At 49.6% G+C, this 15760-nt stretch carries 18 protein-coding genes; 6 read left to right on the forward strand and 12 right to left on the reverse strand.

The features are described from left to right. Positions 1-269 precede the first annotated feature (269 nt). The 3 genes from ilvC to ilvB form a co-directional block, all read right to left on the reverse strand. On the reverse strand, positions 270-1286 hold the full coding sequence (gene ilvC, locus Q0V82_RS10710) for a ketol-acid reductoisomerase (protein ID WP_297575590.1): 1017 nt from the start codon (positions 1284-1286) through the stop codon (positions 270-272). 229 nt (positions 1287-1515) lie between these two features. Continuing rightward, complete coding sequence (ilvN, locus tag Q0V82_RS10715) at positions 1516-2007, reverse strand: acetolactate synthase small subunit (protein WP_297575592.1); 492 nt, start codon at positions 2005-2007, stop codon at positions 1516-1518. 12 nt (positions 2008-2019) lie between these two features. Continuing rightward, positions 2020-3780 carry a biosynthetic-type acetolactate synthase large subunit gene (gene ilvB / locus Q0V82_RS10720; RefSeq protein ID WP_297575594.1) on the reverse strand — a complete coding sequence of 587 codons (1761 nt, stop codon included), beginning with the start codon at positions 3778-3780 and terminating at the stop codon, positions 2020-2022. A gap of 397 nt (positions 3781-4177) precedes the next feature. On the opposite strand from ilvB, the gene Q0V82_RS10725 reads away from it, so the two are divergent. The 4 genes from Q0V82_RS10725 to Q0V82_RS10740 are packed head-to-tail and all read left to right on the forward strand — an operon-like array spanning position 4178 to position 6036. Then, positions 4178-4744, forward strand: a complete 567-nt coding sequence (locus Q0V82_RS10725) for an RNA polymerase sigma factor (protein WP_297575596.1) — start codon at positions 4178-4180, stop codon at positions 4742-4744. After that, a complete protein-coding gene (locus tag Q0V82_RS10730) occupies positions 4741-5091 on the forward strand; it encodes a DUF3619 family protein (protein WP_297575598.1) in 351 nt (116 codons plus the stop codon). Before Q0V82_RS10725 ends, Q0V82_RS10730 begins: the two co-directional genes overlap by 4 nt. Further along, positions 5088-5471, forward strand: a complete 384-nt coding sequence (locus tag Q0V82_RS10735) for a DUF3106 domain-containing protein (protein WP_297575600.1) — start codon at positions 5088-5090, stop codon at positions 5469-5471. The genes Q0V82_RS10730 and Q0V82_RS10735 overlap by 4 nt, the downstream gene beginning before the upstream one ends. A gap of 7 nt (positions 5472-5478) precedes the next feature. Further along, positions 5479-6036 (forward strand): RDD family protein, encoded by a 558-nt coding sequence (locus Q0V82_RS10740; protein WP_297575602.1) that lies wholly within the window; start codon positions 5479-5481, stop codon positions 6034-6036. Positions 6037-6432: 396 nt separating this feature from the next. Here Q0V82_RS10740 and lnt read toward each other — a convergent pair whose 3' ends face one another. The 7 genes from lnt to Q0V82_RS10775 form a co-directional block, all read right to left on the reverse strand. Further along, complete coding sequence (lnt, locus tag Q0V82_RS10745) at positions 6433-7956, reverse strand: apolipoprotein N-acyltransferase (RefSeq protein ID WP_297575603.1); 1524 nt, start codon at positions 7954-7956, stop codon at positions 6433-6435. Between the two features lie 32 nt (positions 7957-7988). Continuing rightward, entirely contained in the window at positions 7989-8837 is an 849-nt protein-coding gene (locus Q0V82_RS10750) for an HlyC/CorC family transporter (RefSeq protein WP_297575605.1), read from the reverse strand. A gap of 129 nt (positions 8838-8966) precedes the next feature. After that, positions 8967-9443: an rRNA maturation RNase YbeY gene (ybeY, locus tag Q0V82_RS10755; RefSeq protein WP_297575606.1), complete on the reverse strand. Its 477-nt coding sequence runs from the start codon at positions 9441-9443 to the stop codon at positions 8967-8969. A gap of 217 nt (positions 9444-9660) precedes the next feature. Further along, positions 9661-10623 (reverse strand): PhoH family protein, encoded by a 963-nt coding sequence (locus Q0V82_RS10760; protein ID WP_297575608.1) that lies wholly within the window; start codon positions 10621-10623, stop codon positions 9661-9663. A gap of 200 nt (positions 10624-10823) precedes the next feature. Further along, complete coding sequence (miaB, locus tag Q0V82_RS10765) at positions 10824-12167, reverse strand: tRNA (N6-isopentenyl adenosine(37)-C2)-methylthiotransferase MiaB (RefSeq protein WP_226763231.1); 1344 nt, start codon at positions 12165-12167, stop codon at positions 10824-10826. Between the two features lie 519 nt (positions 12168-12686). Continuing rightward, on the reverse strand, positions 12687-12860 hold the full coding sequence (locus tag Q0V82_RS10770; protein ID WP_297575611.1) for an addiction module antidote protein: 174 nt from the start codon (positions 12858-12860) through the stop codon (positions 12687-12689). A 46-nt stretch (positions 12861-12906) separates the two neighbouring features. After that, entirely contained in the window at positions 12907-13284 is a 378-nt protein-coding gene (locus Q0V82_RS10775; protein ID WP_297575613.1) for a hypothetical protein, read from the reverse strand. Positions 13285-13578: 294 nt separating this feature from the next. Between Q0V82_RS10775 and Q0V82_RS10780 the strand changes: the two genes are divergently transcribed. Continuing rightward, on the forward strand, positions 13579-13830 hold the full coding sequence (locus tag Q0V82_RS10780) for a type II toxin-antitoxin system prevent-host-death family antitoxin (RefSeq protein ID WP_297575615.1): 252 nt from the start codon (positions 13579-13581) through the stop codon (positions 13828-13830). Beyond that, complete coding sequence (locus Q0V82_RS10785; RefSeq protein WP_297575617.1) at positions 13820-14104, forward strand: type II toxin-antitoxin system RelE/ParE family toxin; 285 nt, start codon at positions 13820-13822, stop codon at positions 14102-14104. Before Q0V82_RS10780 ends, Q0V82_RS10785 begins: the two co-directional genes overlap by 11 nt. A 214-nt stretch (positions 14105-14318) precedes the next feature. Here the strand turns inward: Q0V82_RS10785 and Q0V82_RS10790 are convergent, their stop codons facing one another. Beyond that, positions 14319-14741 (reverse strand): prepilin-type N-terminal cleavage/methylation domain-containing protein, encoded by a 423-nt coding sequence (locus tag Q0V82_RS10790; protein ID WP_297575619.1) that lies wholly within the window; start codon positions 14739-14741, stop codon positions 14319-14321. Between the two features lie 255 nt (positions 14742-14996). Then, the gene (locus Q0V82_RS10795) at positions 14997-15710 is read right to left on the reverse strand and encodes a transposase (RefSeq protein WP_297575621.1); all 714 of its coding nucleotides are present in this window, start codon (positions 15708-15710) and stop codon (positions 14997-14999) included. Positions 15711-15760 lie beyond the last annotated feature (50 nt).

Consider the following 15760-nt stretch of genomic DNA (forward strand, 5'->3'; position numbering starts at 1 on the left):
GCCGGTGCAATTCGCTAAAGCTCATTGCCCCCTACGATTGTGGCTTACGAGTTATTGGTTAATGTCCAAGAGTTGATCCAGAAATAAACGAATTGATATAAATGTAAAAAAACCGGCGCGAAGCCGGTTTTTTTAATTAATCCATCATTTTAGCGAGCGAAACGCGATTGGGCGCGAAGCTAGCGGCGACGTGTACGTTGAGTACACGAGCCGCGCAGCGAAGATGTTTTATTTTCTTCTTGGCTCAATCACGTTGCAGCCGCTAAAGATTAGTTTTTAGTTTGGTCAACGATTTTGTTAGCTTGAATCCAAGGCATCATTGAGCGCAATTTGTTACCCACTACTTCAATGCCGTGTGCGGCGTTGTTGCGGCGCGCTGCGGTCATTGATGCGTAGTTAGTTTGGCCTTCCAAGATGAATTGTTTCGCGTATTCGCCAGACTGAATGTTTTTCAGTGCTTGACGCATTGCTTTGCGAGATTCTTCGTTGATCACTTGTGGGCCAGTCACGTATTCGCCGTATTCAGCGTTGTTTGAGATCGAGTAGTTCATGTTGGCGATACCGCCTTCGAACATCAAATCAACGATCAATTTCAATTCGTGCAAGCACTCAAAGTACGCCATTTCTGGCTCGTACCCGGCTTCAACCAAGGTCTCAAAACCCATTTTCACCAATTCAACTGCGCCACCGCACAATACCGCTTGTTCGCCGAACAAGTCAGTTTCGGTTTCGTCTTTGAATGACGTTTCGATGATACCAGTACGGCCGCCGCCCACGCCTGAAGCGTAAGACATAGCGATTTCCAGCGCTTTGCCTGATGCATTTTGGTAAACCGCGATCAAATCTGGCACGCCGCCGCCACGCACGAATTCTGAACGTACCGTGTGGCCAGGTGCTTTTGGCGCGATCATGATGACGTCGAGGTCTTTACGTGGCACCACTTGGTTGTAATGAATCGCAAAGCCGTGAGCGAAAGCGAGTGTTGCGCCTTGCTTGATGTTCGGTTCGATTTCATTTTTGTACAATGCAGATTGGAACTCATCTGGGGTCAAAATCATGACAACATCTGCGCCAGCAACAGCAGTGGCTACGTCAGTTACTTTTAAGCCGTGGGCTTGTGCTTTAGCTACGGTAGCAGAACCAGCGCGCAAACCAACCGTTACATCAACGCCTGAATCTTGCAAGTTGCAAGCGTGGGCATGGCCTTGTGAGCCGTAACCGATGATGGCTACTTTTTTAGATTTGATGATGCTGATGTCGCAATCTTTATCGTAAGAAACTTTCATGTTATTTCCTTAGTTAAATGTAATTTCTCTGGTGGGTGAATTCCGTCCCCCTTGTCGGGGGTGGGTTAGGGTGGGGGTGAAACTACGGAGTTCATCCGTAAGCCACACCCCCATCCCAGCCTTCCCCCGTCAAGGGGGAAGGGGTACAGCAGCACTGCAATAGAGTCTTATGGTTAATGGGTATTGCTTTATAGGCATTAACTGCAAATGCTTACAGTTAAATACCCCGTTATAGTTTCAAGATCCGTTCACCACGGCCAATGCCTGAGGCACCGGTGCGCACGGTTTCTAAAATCGCCGATTGGTCGAGCGCGCTGATAAAAGCGCTGAGCTTTTCACCGGTGCCAGTCAGTTCAATCGTATAGGTTTTTTCGGTCACGTCGATGATGCGCCCACGGAAAATATCCGCCATGCGTTTCATTTCGTCGCGATCTTTGCCGGTAGCGCGTACTTTAATCAGCATCAGTTCACGCTCAATGTGATCGGCCTCGTTCAGGTCGATCACTTTAACCACTTCAATCAGCTTGTTGAGCTGCTTGGTGATTTGTTCGATCACTTCTTCTGAGCCATGCGTGACAATCGTCATACGGCTCATCGTTGGATCTTCGGTGGTTTGCACCGTTAGCGAATCAATATTGTAGCCACGAGCCGAAAACAGCCCCGTCACGCGCGATAGCGCACCGGCTTCGTTTTCAATTAGGACAGATAAAATATGGCGCATGTTCATCTCTCCTTAGCAAAGATTGCCGTAATCACGGTTGTTTTCAAATGGCACAAGCTGCATTGATTGCATATGCGGTGGCAAGTCCATTTGGTTGAGCCCTTTGCCGTTTTGGATCATTGGGAACACATTGGCTTTGGGATTGGTTAAGAAATCCATAAATACCAAGCGCTCTTTCATCGCAAACGCTTCGCGTAGTGCGGGCTCAACGTCGGCTGGCTTGGTGATTTGCATGCCAACGTGACCATAGGCTTCAGCCAACTTCACAAAGTCAGGTAGCGCATCCACATACGACTCAGAATAACGCGTGCCATAGAAGAACTCTTGCCATTGGCGAACCATACCCAAGTAGCCGTTGTTCAGATTAATAATCTTCACTGGCGTGTGGTATTGCTTGCACGTCGACAATTCTTGAATATTCATCTGGATCGAGCCGTCGCCGGTGATACAAGCCACATCGGCATCTGGATTAGCCAGTTGGGCACCCATCGCAGCCGGTAGACCAAAGCCCATCGTGCCCAAGCCGCCAGAGTTAATCCATTGGCGTGGACGGTTAAATTGATAATATTGCGCGGTAAACATTTGATGCTGGCCGACGTCGGAGGTGATAATCGCTTCGCCACCGGTGACTTCAAATAGTTTTTGCATCACAAATTGCGGCTGAATAATTTCGTCGTCTTGTGGATACCACAAGCTTTTCGGTGCACGCCATTCGTTAATCTGATCCCACCACGCATTCAAGGCTTTTTCGCTTGGACGGGCGTTGCTTTCTTTCAGAACCGCGATCAAATCTTTGAGTACGTCTTTCACGTCGCCAACGATAGGCACGTCGACTTTCACGCGTTTGGCAATCGACGATGGATCGATGTCGATTTGCACGATGCGTTTGTTTTGCGACAAAAACTGCGCCGGATTCGAAATCACTCGGTCATCAAAACGGGCGCCGATGGCAATAATCGTATCGGCATAATGCATCGCCATATTGGCTTCATACGTGCCGTGCATGCCGAGCATACCGACAAACAGCGGGTCCGATCCCGGATATGCGCCCAAACCCATCAGCGTATTGGTGCATGGCACATTGAGCATGCGCACCAACTCAGTGACTTCTGCTGAGGCATTGCCCAAGATCGCGCCGCCGCCAACATAAATAAACGGACGTTTCGCTTCAGAGAGTAATTGCGCCGCTTTTTTGATCTGCCCTGGATGGCCTTTTACCGGCGGGTTATAGCTGCGAATCGAGACCGATTTAGGGTACTCAAACACCGCTTTGGCTTGCGTCACATCTTTCGGTACGTCAATCACCACTGGGCCGGGACGACCGGTGGTGGCAATATAAAACGCTTTTTTGATCGTGGTTGCTAGATCTTTAACATCTTTGACCAAGAAATTATGCTTCACAATCGGGCGCGAACAGCCAACCATATCGACTTCTTGGAAGGCGTCTGAGCCAATTGACGGCGTGCCGACTTGACCAGAAATCACCACCATCGGAATCGAATCCATAAACGCCGTGGCAATGCCGGTTAAAGCATTGGTGGCCCCTGGGCCGGATGTAACTAACGCCACGCCAATTTTATTGCTGGAGCGTGAGTAAGCATCAGCAGCATGAACGGCAGCTTGTTCATGACGAACGAGTACGTGTTTGAATTTGTTTTGTTTGAAAATCGCATCATAGATTTCCAAAACCGCGCCGCCGGGATAGCCGAATACAAATTCGACATTTTCTTCGGCAAGACAGCGCGCAAGAATTTCAGCGCCCGAGATCTGCATGGGATAAGTCCTGAGTCAATCGTTGATCGGTTGGTGCAAGCTGCTAGTTAGCAGCAGGCAACTATTGAAGAGCATTCAATAGGCAATGCCGCGTATGTAAGCTTTACGGGCTTATCTATTACAACGGGCATTTTATTAACTGGACTTGCCGCAGTTCACTGGCTTGTGGCCATCAAGAACGAAGTGTGATGCGCTTGCGGTGTTGATCCAGTGCCCCTGCCGTCTGTTTAAACGACCGGTCGCTTTAGTGACTTGGTGTAGGGGGTTAAAGGTAAACGATAGGCTTTATTTTGGCAAGTTTTTCTGGCTGAATATTTTTGCTTTTGTTAGTATCAATCCCCTGTTTTTGCTGGCTATTTGGCAGCAGTGTTACGCATCCCTGTTTTGGAGTCTAAGTTTGGCAAGTCAGCAGCAATTAAATGATTTTTTAGCCAGCGTCGAGCGCCGTGCATGGCGGCAAGCGCAGTACGCCGTGCGCGATCATGAGCACGCTTTGGATATTGTGCAAGATGCCATGCTGAAATTAGCCACGCGTTATGCTGACAAACCCGCGTCTGAATGGCCGATGTTGTTTCAAACTATCTTGCAAAATACGATACGAGACTTTCTTCGTCGGAATAAATTGCGTCAATTTTGGGTGAGTTTGTATTCAAAGTTTTCTTCTAATTCTGATGATGAAACTGACGCAGCCGATCCGCTATCTTATGTGCCGCACAATAGTGAGCTCAATCCCAGCGCAGAACAGGCGGTTTTACAGCAGCAAAATATGGCGTTAATCGAAGAAGGACTGGCTTTATTGCCAGCACGTCAACGCGAAGCCTTCTTGCTGCGTTATTGGGAAGAACTCGATGTGCAAGAAACCGCGCAAGTGATGGGCTGCTCAGTGGGGAGTGTCAAAACGCATTGTTCGCGTGCCTGCCATACCTTGGCCGATTGGCTTAAACAACAGGGGCTCACCCTATGAATGAATTTGATGAAGCAAAGCAGCAGCATTTAGCACAATTGAGTCGGCAGGTGGCGGATGCGCCGATTCCTGAGGATATTCGTGCCCGTTTAATTCAGGCGCGCCAAGCGGCGGTAGCACAGGCCGGCTTGCCACATTCTCGCGCGAGCGAGGTGCTGGCGCTGGTCAATACCCACCCTAAAATCAGCATGGTCAGCGTATTGCTGGTGCTGTTATTGAGTGTCACTTTCGTGCAACAGCAGCAGGCCAAACCAATGACCAGGTCGATTGATTTGGCTTTATTAAGTAGCGATGTGGCGATGGACGATTTACTCGACCCCACTTTATTGGATGCGCCGCCACGATGAAACGATGGATCATATTGCTGTGTACCGTATTGGTTTGGAGTGCTGCGGCGCAGGCCGCGCCAGCTTGGTCGGAATTAACGCCAGCTCAGCGCGACGTATTAAGCGCCATGCAAACGCAATGGGATGGTTTGCCGACGGAAGATCAGCAACGATTTTCGCTCTTGGCTTTGCGCTTTGCGCAAATGCCGCCGCATCATCAAGAAAAAATGCGGGCGCGATTAAATCGATGGGCCACATTAAGCCCTGAGCAGCGTGAGCGCGCGCGCGAAAACTACCGACGCTTGCAAGCGATGTCGCCTGAAGAGCGACAAAAACTGATGCATCAGCGCCATCAACGACGAGCCAGCCAAGCTTGCTGTAATTCACCAAAAACTGAGTAGGACCAATATGTTAATCAGCGCGGGTTTAACACGCCGTTTTGTGTCGTTTTTGTATGAGATTTTATTACTCACTGCCTTGTTATTGATTGCTGAAGGGCTGTTTCAAGGCGGCTTTCAGCTGCTGTCTGGCCAAGCGGTGACCGAGTTAAGTGCATATCCTTGGCTCAATGCGCTCAATTTTGCGTGGCTGACGCTGGTGACCCTATTGTATTTTGGCTGGTGCTGGCTGCGCGGCGGGCAAACCTTGGCGATGAAAACTTGGCGCTGCCGCTTGTTGATGCAAGACGGCGCCAATTTAACGCCTAAAGCGGTGTTGATTCGTTTTGTGCTGGCGAGCGGCTGTTATCTGCCTTTATTGCCGATTTATCTGTTGGCGCGTAAACAGCCGGAATATCAACTGGGCTTGTATATTGCCGGCGGCTTATTTGTATTGCCGTTTATTTGGGCGCTATTTGATCGCGATAAGCAGTTTATTTACGATCGTTTTGCCAAAACCCGCACGGTGTTTTTTCCCAAAGAAGTGCCATCAAAATACGCCAAGCCCAATCAGGATGAGGCTGTATAGTCATATAGGGCATTTTTTAACTGCCTTGGGCGCGGCTTTTTACCGTCGCAATCAGTGGCGCAGTTTAAAGCCCTAGACTGACGATCGCGGCACGGTATCAACTTCAAATCTGAATATGACGAAAAAAACCGGCGATGTTCAGATTACGTGTTGATGGTGACGAAAGCTTCGCGGCATTCCCTCTCCCTTGATGGGAGAGGGTTAGGGTGAGGGTGATACGCCGGCGTATATTTTAAGCTCAACACCCCCATCCCAACCTTCCCCCGTCGAGGGGGAAGGCGCTGAAGTCGATCCGCTCAAGCACTTGTGATACATCATCAACATCAAATCTGAACAAAGCCAAAAAACCGTTGTCACTGGCGTCTGAACCAGTACAACGGTTTTTTTGTGCCGGTTTTAGTCTTGGCGACTGCGCAAAAAAGCCAGTAATAATAGCGCCACCAAAAAGCCAATCACCGGTTTATCACCGGCCCATTGATACGGCGTATGGCCTTGCATATGGCGAACTTCACCTTCTAAAACTGCTTGGGTTTGCTCGGGTAAGCTGCTCACAATTCGGCCTTTGGCATCAATAATCGCCGTTTTGCCGGTATTGGTGGCGCGGATGAGGTAGCGGCCGTTTTCGAGTGCGCGGGCGCGCGCCATTTGCGCGTGTTGTTCGGCCGCCCAAGAGCCATCAAACCACGCCATATTGGTAAAGTTAGTTAGCAATGTGGCGTTGGCGGCGTTAATGCGGATTTCGTCGCCAAAAACGTCTTCGTAACAAATATTGGCGGCAATCAGCCCGCCATTCATCGTCAATGGCGCTTGCGCCAGTGGGGCGCGCTGAAAACCGCTCATTGGCATCTCGAGCATTTGATACGCCCAGCCAAATAGCCACGGCAGCGGAATGTACTCACCAAACGGCACTAAGTGTGATTTGGCATACTGCTCTTGGGTTGGCTGGGCTAAATTCACCACGGAATTTTGATACTGATCTGGCTGTGGCCCACGCGTGGCGACGCCCATTAACAGCGTGGCGGATTTTTGCCGCGCGATTTGGCGTAGTTCGGCCAAATAGTCGGGCGGGATCTCGTTAAAAAACGACGGAATCGCCGTTTCTGGCAGCAAGATCAGCTGGCCTTGGGCGGCTTGAGTCAGCGTGAGGTAGCTTTTTAAACTGTCATAATAAAAATCGCTATTCCACTTCATGCTTTGCCCGATATTGCCCTGCAAAACGCTGACTTTGAGTGGCTCGCCGATGGGCTGCGTCCAATTGATTTTTTGCAGTAATTGGCTGCTACTGAATAATGCGATTGCTAAGCCGAGCGCAATTTTTTTATCCAATAAAAATACGCCAACGCATAAAGTCATTAACCAACCTGCGCCATAGCTGCCAATAATAGGGTATAGCCCGCCAAGCCAATCAATTTGTGCGCTACCGACCGATGCCCATGGAAAACCAGTAAACAGCCAACCGCGTAGCCATTCACATAAAATAAATATCGTTGGCGCAATCAGCGTAAAGCGCCAGCTATCGCGGCAAGGCATTTTCCATGTGAGCCAACCGGCTAACATCGGAAACAAAGCTAAATATGCGGCAAACAATAGCACTGCGCCCGCAGCTGCGGGTGCTGGCATTTTGCCGTGGGTATGTAAGCTGATGTAAATCCAGCCGGCATTGGCAATGAAATACCCCAGTCCCCAAGCCAAACCCGGCCACAAAGCTTGCCGTGCCGAACCGGCGTTTTGCCAGCCAGTAAATAAAATCCACAGCGAAATTGGCAGCAACCAAAATTGCGACAAAGGCGCAAAAGCGGCGACAGCGCTAGCGCCGGCAAGGCATTGAATCAGGAGTAATAGATAGCGGTTTTTGGGCATGGTTTTAAAAGCGAAGTTGCGGTGCAAGGTGGTTTGCAAAGAGGAGGTGGTTTGGATCACGACGCATTGTTTTATCGTGATCCATCGATGACTTAAGCTTCGTGATGATCGGTGATTTTCTCGAGCAAGATTGAATGCACGCGGCGGCTATCGGCGCGCAAAATCAAGCAGTGGTAGCCATGGCAATCGATGCTTTCGCCACGCTTAGGCACATGGCCAAAGCAATCCATCATCACCCCAGCAATGGTGTCGAACTCGTCGGTTGGAAAGCGGCTACCGATGGTTTCATTCAGATCAGTCAGTTCGGTCACGCCTTTGACGCGCCAATGGCCTTTGCGATCTTGCACCATATTGTCTTCGTCTTCATCTTCGTCGTATTCGTCTTCGATATCGCCGACGATTTGTTCCATCACGTCTTCAATGGTGACTAATCCGGCAACGCCGCCGTATTCATCGACGACAATCGCCATATGGTTGCGATTATTCCGAAAATCTTTAAGTAGCACATTTAGGCGTTTGGCTTCGGGGATGTACACCGCAGGGCGCAGCATTTCGCGCACATTAAACTCGCTGTCGTTGGCATAAAACCGCAGCAAATCTTTGGCCAGCAATACGCCCAATACATGGTCTTTGCTGCCGTCGATGACCGGAAAGCGCGAGTGGGCAGTTTCAATGACAAAGGGGATAAATTCGGCAGGGGAGTCGTTGATGTCGATGACATCCATTTGCGAGCGCGGCACCATCACATCGCGCACTTGCATATCGCCTACATTGAGCACGCCTTCGATCATACCGAGGGCATCGGCGTCGAGTAATTGGCGCTCAAAAGCAGTGTGGAGAATTTCAACCAGTTCGCCGCGGTTTTCCGGCTCCCGTAACAGGAAATGGGTCAATCTTTCTAATAAGCTGGGCTTATAACTCGGGGACGGAACGTCGTCCATAATTCAAATTACTCCTAAAGTTGGCGTCGCAATGACCGCCGGTGTTCCTCTCTTGTGAAAGGGGCTGGAATCAGGGAGCGGCTAAAAAATGACGCTCACTTGCAAGCTTGTGCTTAGCAAGCGGCGAAATTATTCACGCTCGGTCAGATAGGGGTCATCATAACCCAGCTGCGTGACAATTTGGGTTTCAAGCAACTCCATCGCTTCGGCCTCAGCCTCTTCAAGATGGTCAAATCCTTGTAGATGCAGCGTACCATGTACCACCATATGGCAATAATGCGCCAATAAGGGCTTGCCTTGCTGCTGCGCTTCACGCTCAATCACCGCACCACACAATACCAAATCACCCATTAAAGGCTGACCTGAAACCTGTGGCAATTCGTCATCAAAAGTAAAGGTCAGTACATTGGTGGCGTAATCTTTTTGCCGATAATCGCGGTTCAGTGTTTGGCCTTCGTCGGTATCGACAAAGCGCAGCGTGATTTCAGCGTGCGCAATTTGCGCGGACAAGGCGGCACTCACCCATTTTTTTAATAAGCTTTTACGCGGAATGGGGCTGTTGCGGCTGGCGTTTTGTATCGTAATCATTTGCACGAGTTTGCTCATGGATTGGAAGTCTTAAAACCTAAATCTTGAATCACAGAGAACACAGAGCCTCACAGAGAAAACCGCTAATTGGAGTTAAAACTAATTCTACTTGGTCACTCCAAAAACCTTTCAACGCAGAGTCGCAGAGACGCGGAGAAAAGCCAAAGAGTTTCTAATGAATTAGCTAAGATTTACTCGTTTTTCCTCTGTGTCTCTGCGACTCTGCGTCGGAACTTCAAGGTTTAGCTGTTGTTTTTAAATGGTGTTTTTCATACGCGGTAACAATTTTTTGCACCAGTGGATGGCGTACCACATCGGCGGCGGTGAAGTGGTGAATGCCAATGCCGCGCACGCCGAGCAAGACTTCTTGCGCGTCGGTCAGGCCGGATTTTTGATGCTTAGGCAAATCTACTTGCGTAGCGTCGCCGGTAATCACCGCTTTGCTGCCAAAACCAATCCGCGTTAAAAACATCTTCATTTGTTCTGGCGTGGTGTTTTGCGCTTCGTCCAAAATAATAAAACTGTGGCTTAGCGTTCGGCCACGCATAAACGCCAGTGGGGCGATTTCGATAATTTGTTTTTCAAATAACTTGGTGACTTTTTCTACGCCCATTAAGTCGTACAGCGCGTCGTACAGTGGCCGCAAATACGGATCGACTTTTTGCACCAAGTCGCCCGGCAAAAAGCCCAGCTTTTCACCCGCCTCAACGGCGGGGCGAACCAAGACTAATCTTTGCACGGTATCTCGCTCTAGCGCATCAATGGCGCTGGCTACCGCTAGATACGTCTTGCCGGTACCGGCTGGGCCAATGCCAAACGTGATGTCGTTGTCGGCAATGGCTTTGATATACACATTTTGCCCCGGCGTGCGCCCGCGTAAATCACCGCGTTTGGTACGCAATTGCGGCACGGTAGGATCAATAATTTGCGCGTTGGGATTACGCAAGATTTCCATCAAACCCAATTGCACCGCATCGACGTCGAGTGGCGAGGCGCTGTCTTCGTAAAAGCATTCCAACGCATCGAGCGCCTGACGAACTGCTTTGAGCGCACCCGCCACCCGAAACGTCTCGTTGTGACGGCTGATGGTTACCTCAAAAGCGACTTCGATTTGTTTTAGATTTTCGTCTAAAGCGCCGCATAAATTGGCGAGGCGCAGATTATCGATGGGCGTGAAATGGATGGATTCGGTATGCACAGGTTTTTCTCAAGGGCAGGGCGGGTGATCAGGAGATGGATCGACAAAATTTCCGAAAATAGCAATTCTAAAGAACATCGTCATCCCCGAATGTTTTGATCGGGGATCCAGCCGCGCAGCTGGATTCCCGCCAACAACTCGCGGGAATGACGGTTTTTTAAATATCAGTTCTTGCTGTGCTTTGGTATAGATCCCATACCTCACTCAGCAATTATGATTTCGCCGCGCAAGCTGCGTGGGAAGGCATCGGTAATGCGAACTTCAACAAACTGATTCATCAGGCGTGGGCTGCCTTCAAAATTCACAATGCGGTTATTGTCGGTGCGGCCAGCGAGCTCGGTTTTGTCTTTTTTGGCAAAACGCTCAACCAACACGCGCTGCACGCTACCAATCATCGATAGATTGATCGCTTCGGCTTGTTGCTCTAGGCGTTTTTGCATGCGTTGCAAGCGCGCCAGTTTGATGGCTTCTGGCACATCATCCGGCAAATCAGCCGCTGGCGTGCCTGGGCGACGGCTGTAAACAAAGCTGTAGCTGGTATCAAAACCCACGTCTTCGATTAGCTTCATCGTGCGCTCGAAGTCTTCTTCGGTTTCGCCCGGAAAGCCGACGATAAAGTCGCTAGAAAAGCATAAATCAGGGCGCGCTTCGCGCAATTTGCGAATCACTGATTTGTATTCCAACGTGGTGTAACCGCGTTTCATATTCACCAACACGCGATCCGACCCCGCTTGCACCGGCAAATGTAATTGCGAGCACAGTTTTGGCAAAGTGCGGTAGCAATCGATAATCCGCGCCGTCATTTCTTTGGGGTGGCTGGTGGTGTAGCGAATGCGCTCGATGCCGGGTATTTCGTGCACGTATTCCAGTAAAGTCGCCAAATCGGCGATTTCGCCAGCGTCTTCGCCATCCAAAATCACGCCGCGATACGCGTTCACATTTTGGCCGAGCAAATGCAGTTCTTTCACGCCTTGCTGCGCCAAATGCGCAACTTCGGTCAAGATGTCTTCAAACGGGCGCGATACTTCTTCGCCACGCGTGTACGGCACCACGCAGAAACTGCAGTATTTAGAACAGCCTTCCATAATCGATACATACGCCGCGCCGCCTTCAACCCGAGCGGGTGGCAAGTGGTCGAATTTTTCGATTTCGGGGAAGGAAATATCCACTTGGCTAATGCCGGACTTGCGTTTTTCGGCAATCAATTCAGGCAGGCGGTGCAGGGTTTGCGGGCCAAACACAATATCCACATACGGCGCGCGCTTGATAATCGCATCGCCTTCTTGCGAGGCCACACAGCCGCCGACACCGATGACGATATTGGGATTGGCCAGTTTAAGCTCACGAACACGGCCTAAATCGGAGAAGACTTTTTCTTGCGCTTTTTCGCGCACGCTGCAGGTGTTAAATAAAATAATGTCCGCTTCTTCGACATTATCGGTTTTCACCAAGCCATCGGCCGCATGTAATACGTCGACCATTTTGTCTGAATCGTATTCATTCATTTGGCAGCCGAAGGTTTTAATAAATACTTTTTTGCTCATCGCTTTCTTCTATAGGGGTATTGGTTTTACTGCTTTTATCAACAAGGGCTGCATAGCAATACCCTTGGAAGGCAATAAAATAAGAATAAAATTGGCTGTATTGGGCAGTTTTGCCAGCAAAGACCAGGGCGTGATTTTAACGCAAATCGACCGGCAAGCGGCGCTCTTATGACATGGGATTTGTTACACCGGGATGAGCAGCGGCAATTAGGACTGCCGACTTGCACAATATCGTAGCCCCGATAGCGCGCAGCGAAATCGCAGGCTGCGCCGCGTTATCGCCAGCGCTGGCTCGCAATGATGCCATACGGGCGATTACGCTGCGCAAATCGCAGCTACACAGCTGATTCTACCTTTGCTGCAGAAACCCATAAAAAGCGTGGCCTTGGTAGGAGCGGGCTCGCCCGCGAAGGCGAGCTCAATAAGGAAAACTTTCGCTGGCAAGCCAGCTTCTTGTATCTTATTGCCAGTGGTGGTTAGCTACTGCCACACGAAGCAAAGTGAGCTTGACCAGTTCCTTTAAGGCCAGGCCTTGCGCTGACTCATGCCGCGAGCGCGGGCAATATCGCCCAAGGCATGCGCAATAAGCTGTGGATCGTTTTCCTCAAGGCAGGCCTCAAAATACAAAGTCATCTCTTCTTCGGTTTTGAGGTAGTCCGCGACATCCCATTTGCTAAGGCCGGTATTTGACATTATTGCTTCTCCTTCAGAATGCGAGCAATGGCTTGTGCTTGTTTCACTATTGCACCGCATTGCAGTCAACAAACCAGCAGCCTATCCACAAAAAAACACCGCGCGGTTCTTTGATTCGGCCGATGGATTTAAGGAAATCAATCTCAGCGGGCGAGAGTAGCCACGCTTTCCATACCAAATCCTTGCGGTTGGCTTCAAGCTGCACCCAAACCGGCGCATCACGCGGCACACGCTGCGCAGGGATCAAGCGATTTTGCTGATCACGCACCTGAAAAGCCGCCGAAACCGAAAAATCCTGCCCATTCAAACGAATCACCGGCGGCGCATAATAATCCATCTGCGCATAAGCCCCTTCCGGCAAATTCCGCGCCGCAAAGGCAGGGAGGGCGCTGAGTAATAAGCAAGCCACCAAAAATAAACGCATACGCCACCTCGTTAACTGATGCGCTTGATGGTAACAAGCCCAGATTTGTCAGGGAAGTTTTAATGTGAGAGTGGGGTGGAAAGGTTGAATGGGGGATGGGTAGTCAGATTGATATTGTTTTCGGTATAGGTATTTTTACCATTTGCGGCAGTTTTTGTGACAAAAATGGTCAGGTTTAGAATCAAAGGGGTCAGTGACTCTGACCCTCTTTGATTCGATTTTGATTTAAAGGTCTTTTAAAAGTGCTTTTAATGGACTAAAATGATTTTTATTTACTTCATTGTGGGGCGTGTGATGCAAAATATACTAGCGAGTAAAGCCGTTGGCATCAGTGAGCTTAAAGCAAATCCTGCTGCGGTATTGAGCGCGGCAGAATTTGAGCCGGTGGCTATTTTGAATCGTAATAAGCCCGTCGGTTACTTGATCAGTCCCTCTGTTTGGGAAGCCTTAGCGGATCACTTAGAAGATATTGAGCTGGTGGCGATTGCTAATAGCCGATTGCACGATGGTAAGCCGCTCATCGAGGTGTCGCTCGATGAGCTTTAAGCTGGTCTTTCATGAAGATGCAGGCATTGAATGGCGCAAGCTGGATCGTACCGTGGCTGAGCAATTCAAAAAGAAATTAAAAGAACGCCTCGAAAATCCACGCATCCTCAGTGCAAAAGTGAGTGGCGGAGCTGATCTGTATAAAATTAAATTACGCACCGTTGGCTATCGCTTAGTTTATCAAGTGATTGATGCACAAGTGATTGTCTTGGTGCTCTCTGTCGGTAAACGAGAGAAAAACGCGGCATATACTGCGGCGTTGGGGCGGCTTTGATATCAAACAGCATTCAAGATCGGCATGCCACATGCGGACGATGACGCTGCGCTAATCGTAGCTATGGCCTGAGTTGGATCGCGAGCAAATCAATTGACTCTGACCCCTTTGATTTGCTGTGCTATTTTTTTGGAAATTGTTGAGTCCAAATAAATGCGGGTAAAAAAATACCCCGCGAATGGCGGGGTATTGAGGCCGTTGTCTTACCGGTTAATTAGCCTTTGCAAGAAGATGGTGCCCATGCTGGTTTGCTCGTATTGCAAGTCCAGCTTTCAATTGCATTGCCGCCAGCATTCAGTGTTGGTGTTAAAGTAACTACAAAGTCATCATCAGCTACGATTTTACCTGTTGCGACAACAACGCCTGCATCATCGACAGCTAGGCTCGTAACATATTTTGTAGGTACAAAATCTGCATCGCAGGAGTCTGCTGCAGTAATATTTGCAGCTGATGCAGCTTCTGTTACACATGTGCGTGCAGTGCTTGCCGCTAAGATTACTTCAGTACCTTTTGCGCGGTTGGTGTAGTCGCTGTAAGCAGGAATAGCGACAGCAGCCAAAATACCGATAATCGCAATTACGATCATCAATTCAATTAATGTAAAACCTTGTTGTGCGCGTTGCATTGTGCGGTTCATGTTAGTTCTCCAGTGAGTGAGGTAGTCATTATGACTTGAATTGGTATAAGCAAGTCTTGTGCCAGCTTTGAGAGAGGTCTTGTTGACATGAAACCAATCGAATTTTTGTGATTATTGACGTAAATCGTCACTTTGATTGACTAACTTAGGCAGCTCCGTAGGTACGATTAGCGTAGCGTAATCGTACGAATGTGGCATCGCCATCAATCATCAAATCAAAGGGGTCAGAGTCGATTGATCTGCTTTCCATTCAACTCAGACCTGTTTACCATTGCGAAATGCCGCTGATTTATGGTCGCCCCCTCGGCCCAAAGGCTCAACTAGGCGCTCCAGTTGGCTGCTAATACGTGCCTTGAATTGCGAATCGCCCAGTACCCACGCCTTGTTGACCGCCACGCGTAATTGGTCCAAGGTTTTTGCATCCAGCGCCGTATCAAACAATGCGCGGTAAGCCGCTTGCCGCGCCTCGGCGGAATCGCCCAAGGATTGATACAAAGCATGTGGGGTCAGTACCGGATTATCCACGCCCAGAGCATGACTGCGATAACTCGACCATGGGTAATCCACCGCATGCGCCACCATTCCTGCGCGAACCGAATTTAGCTCGATATACCGATGGCAGATCAATGCATAGGCCTCGCTATCGATCAGGCTGGCCTTGTAGCGACCTTCCCATAAAGTCCCGCTGCGGCGATAGGCATAATTAAAATACTGCACATAGTAGCGTCCAAGCTGCTGGATTAGTTTTGCCGTGCTGGTTTCGGCCAGCGGAGTCAGTAGCAAATGCACATGGTTGGTCATGAGTACATAGGCATTAATTTCGCAGCCATGCGCGTTAGCGGCATCGCGGAGCTTGTCCAAATAAAAATGGTAATCTTCATTCGCGATAAAGATCGGATCACGATTATTGCCGCGAACAATGACATGCTGCGGATGGCCTGGCAGTACAAAACGGGCTCGGCGTGCCATGGGAAAGCCTCTGTGCAAGGGAGGATTTAGCTTAGTGCAGCTGAGGGCGC

Origin of the sequence: uncultured Deefgea sp. (assembly GCF_947072475.1) — a bacterium.
In the GTDB taxonomy this organism is placed as follows: domain Bacteria; phylum Pseudomonadota; class Gammaproteobacteria; order Burkholderiales; family Chitinibacteraceae; genus Deefgea.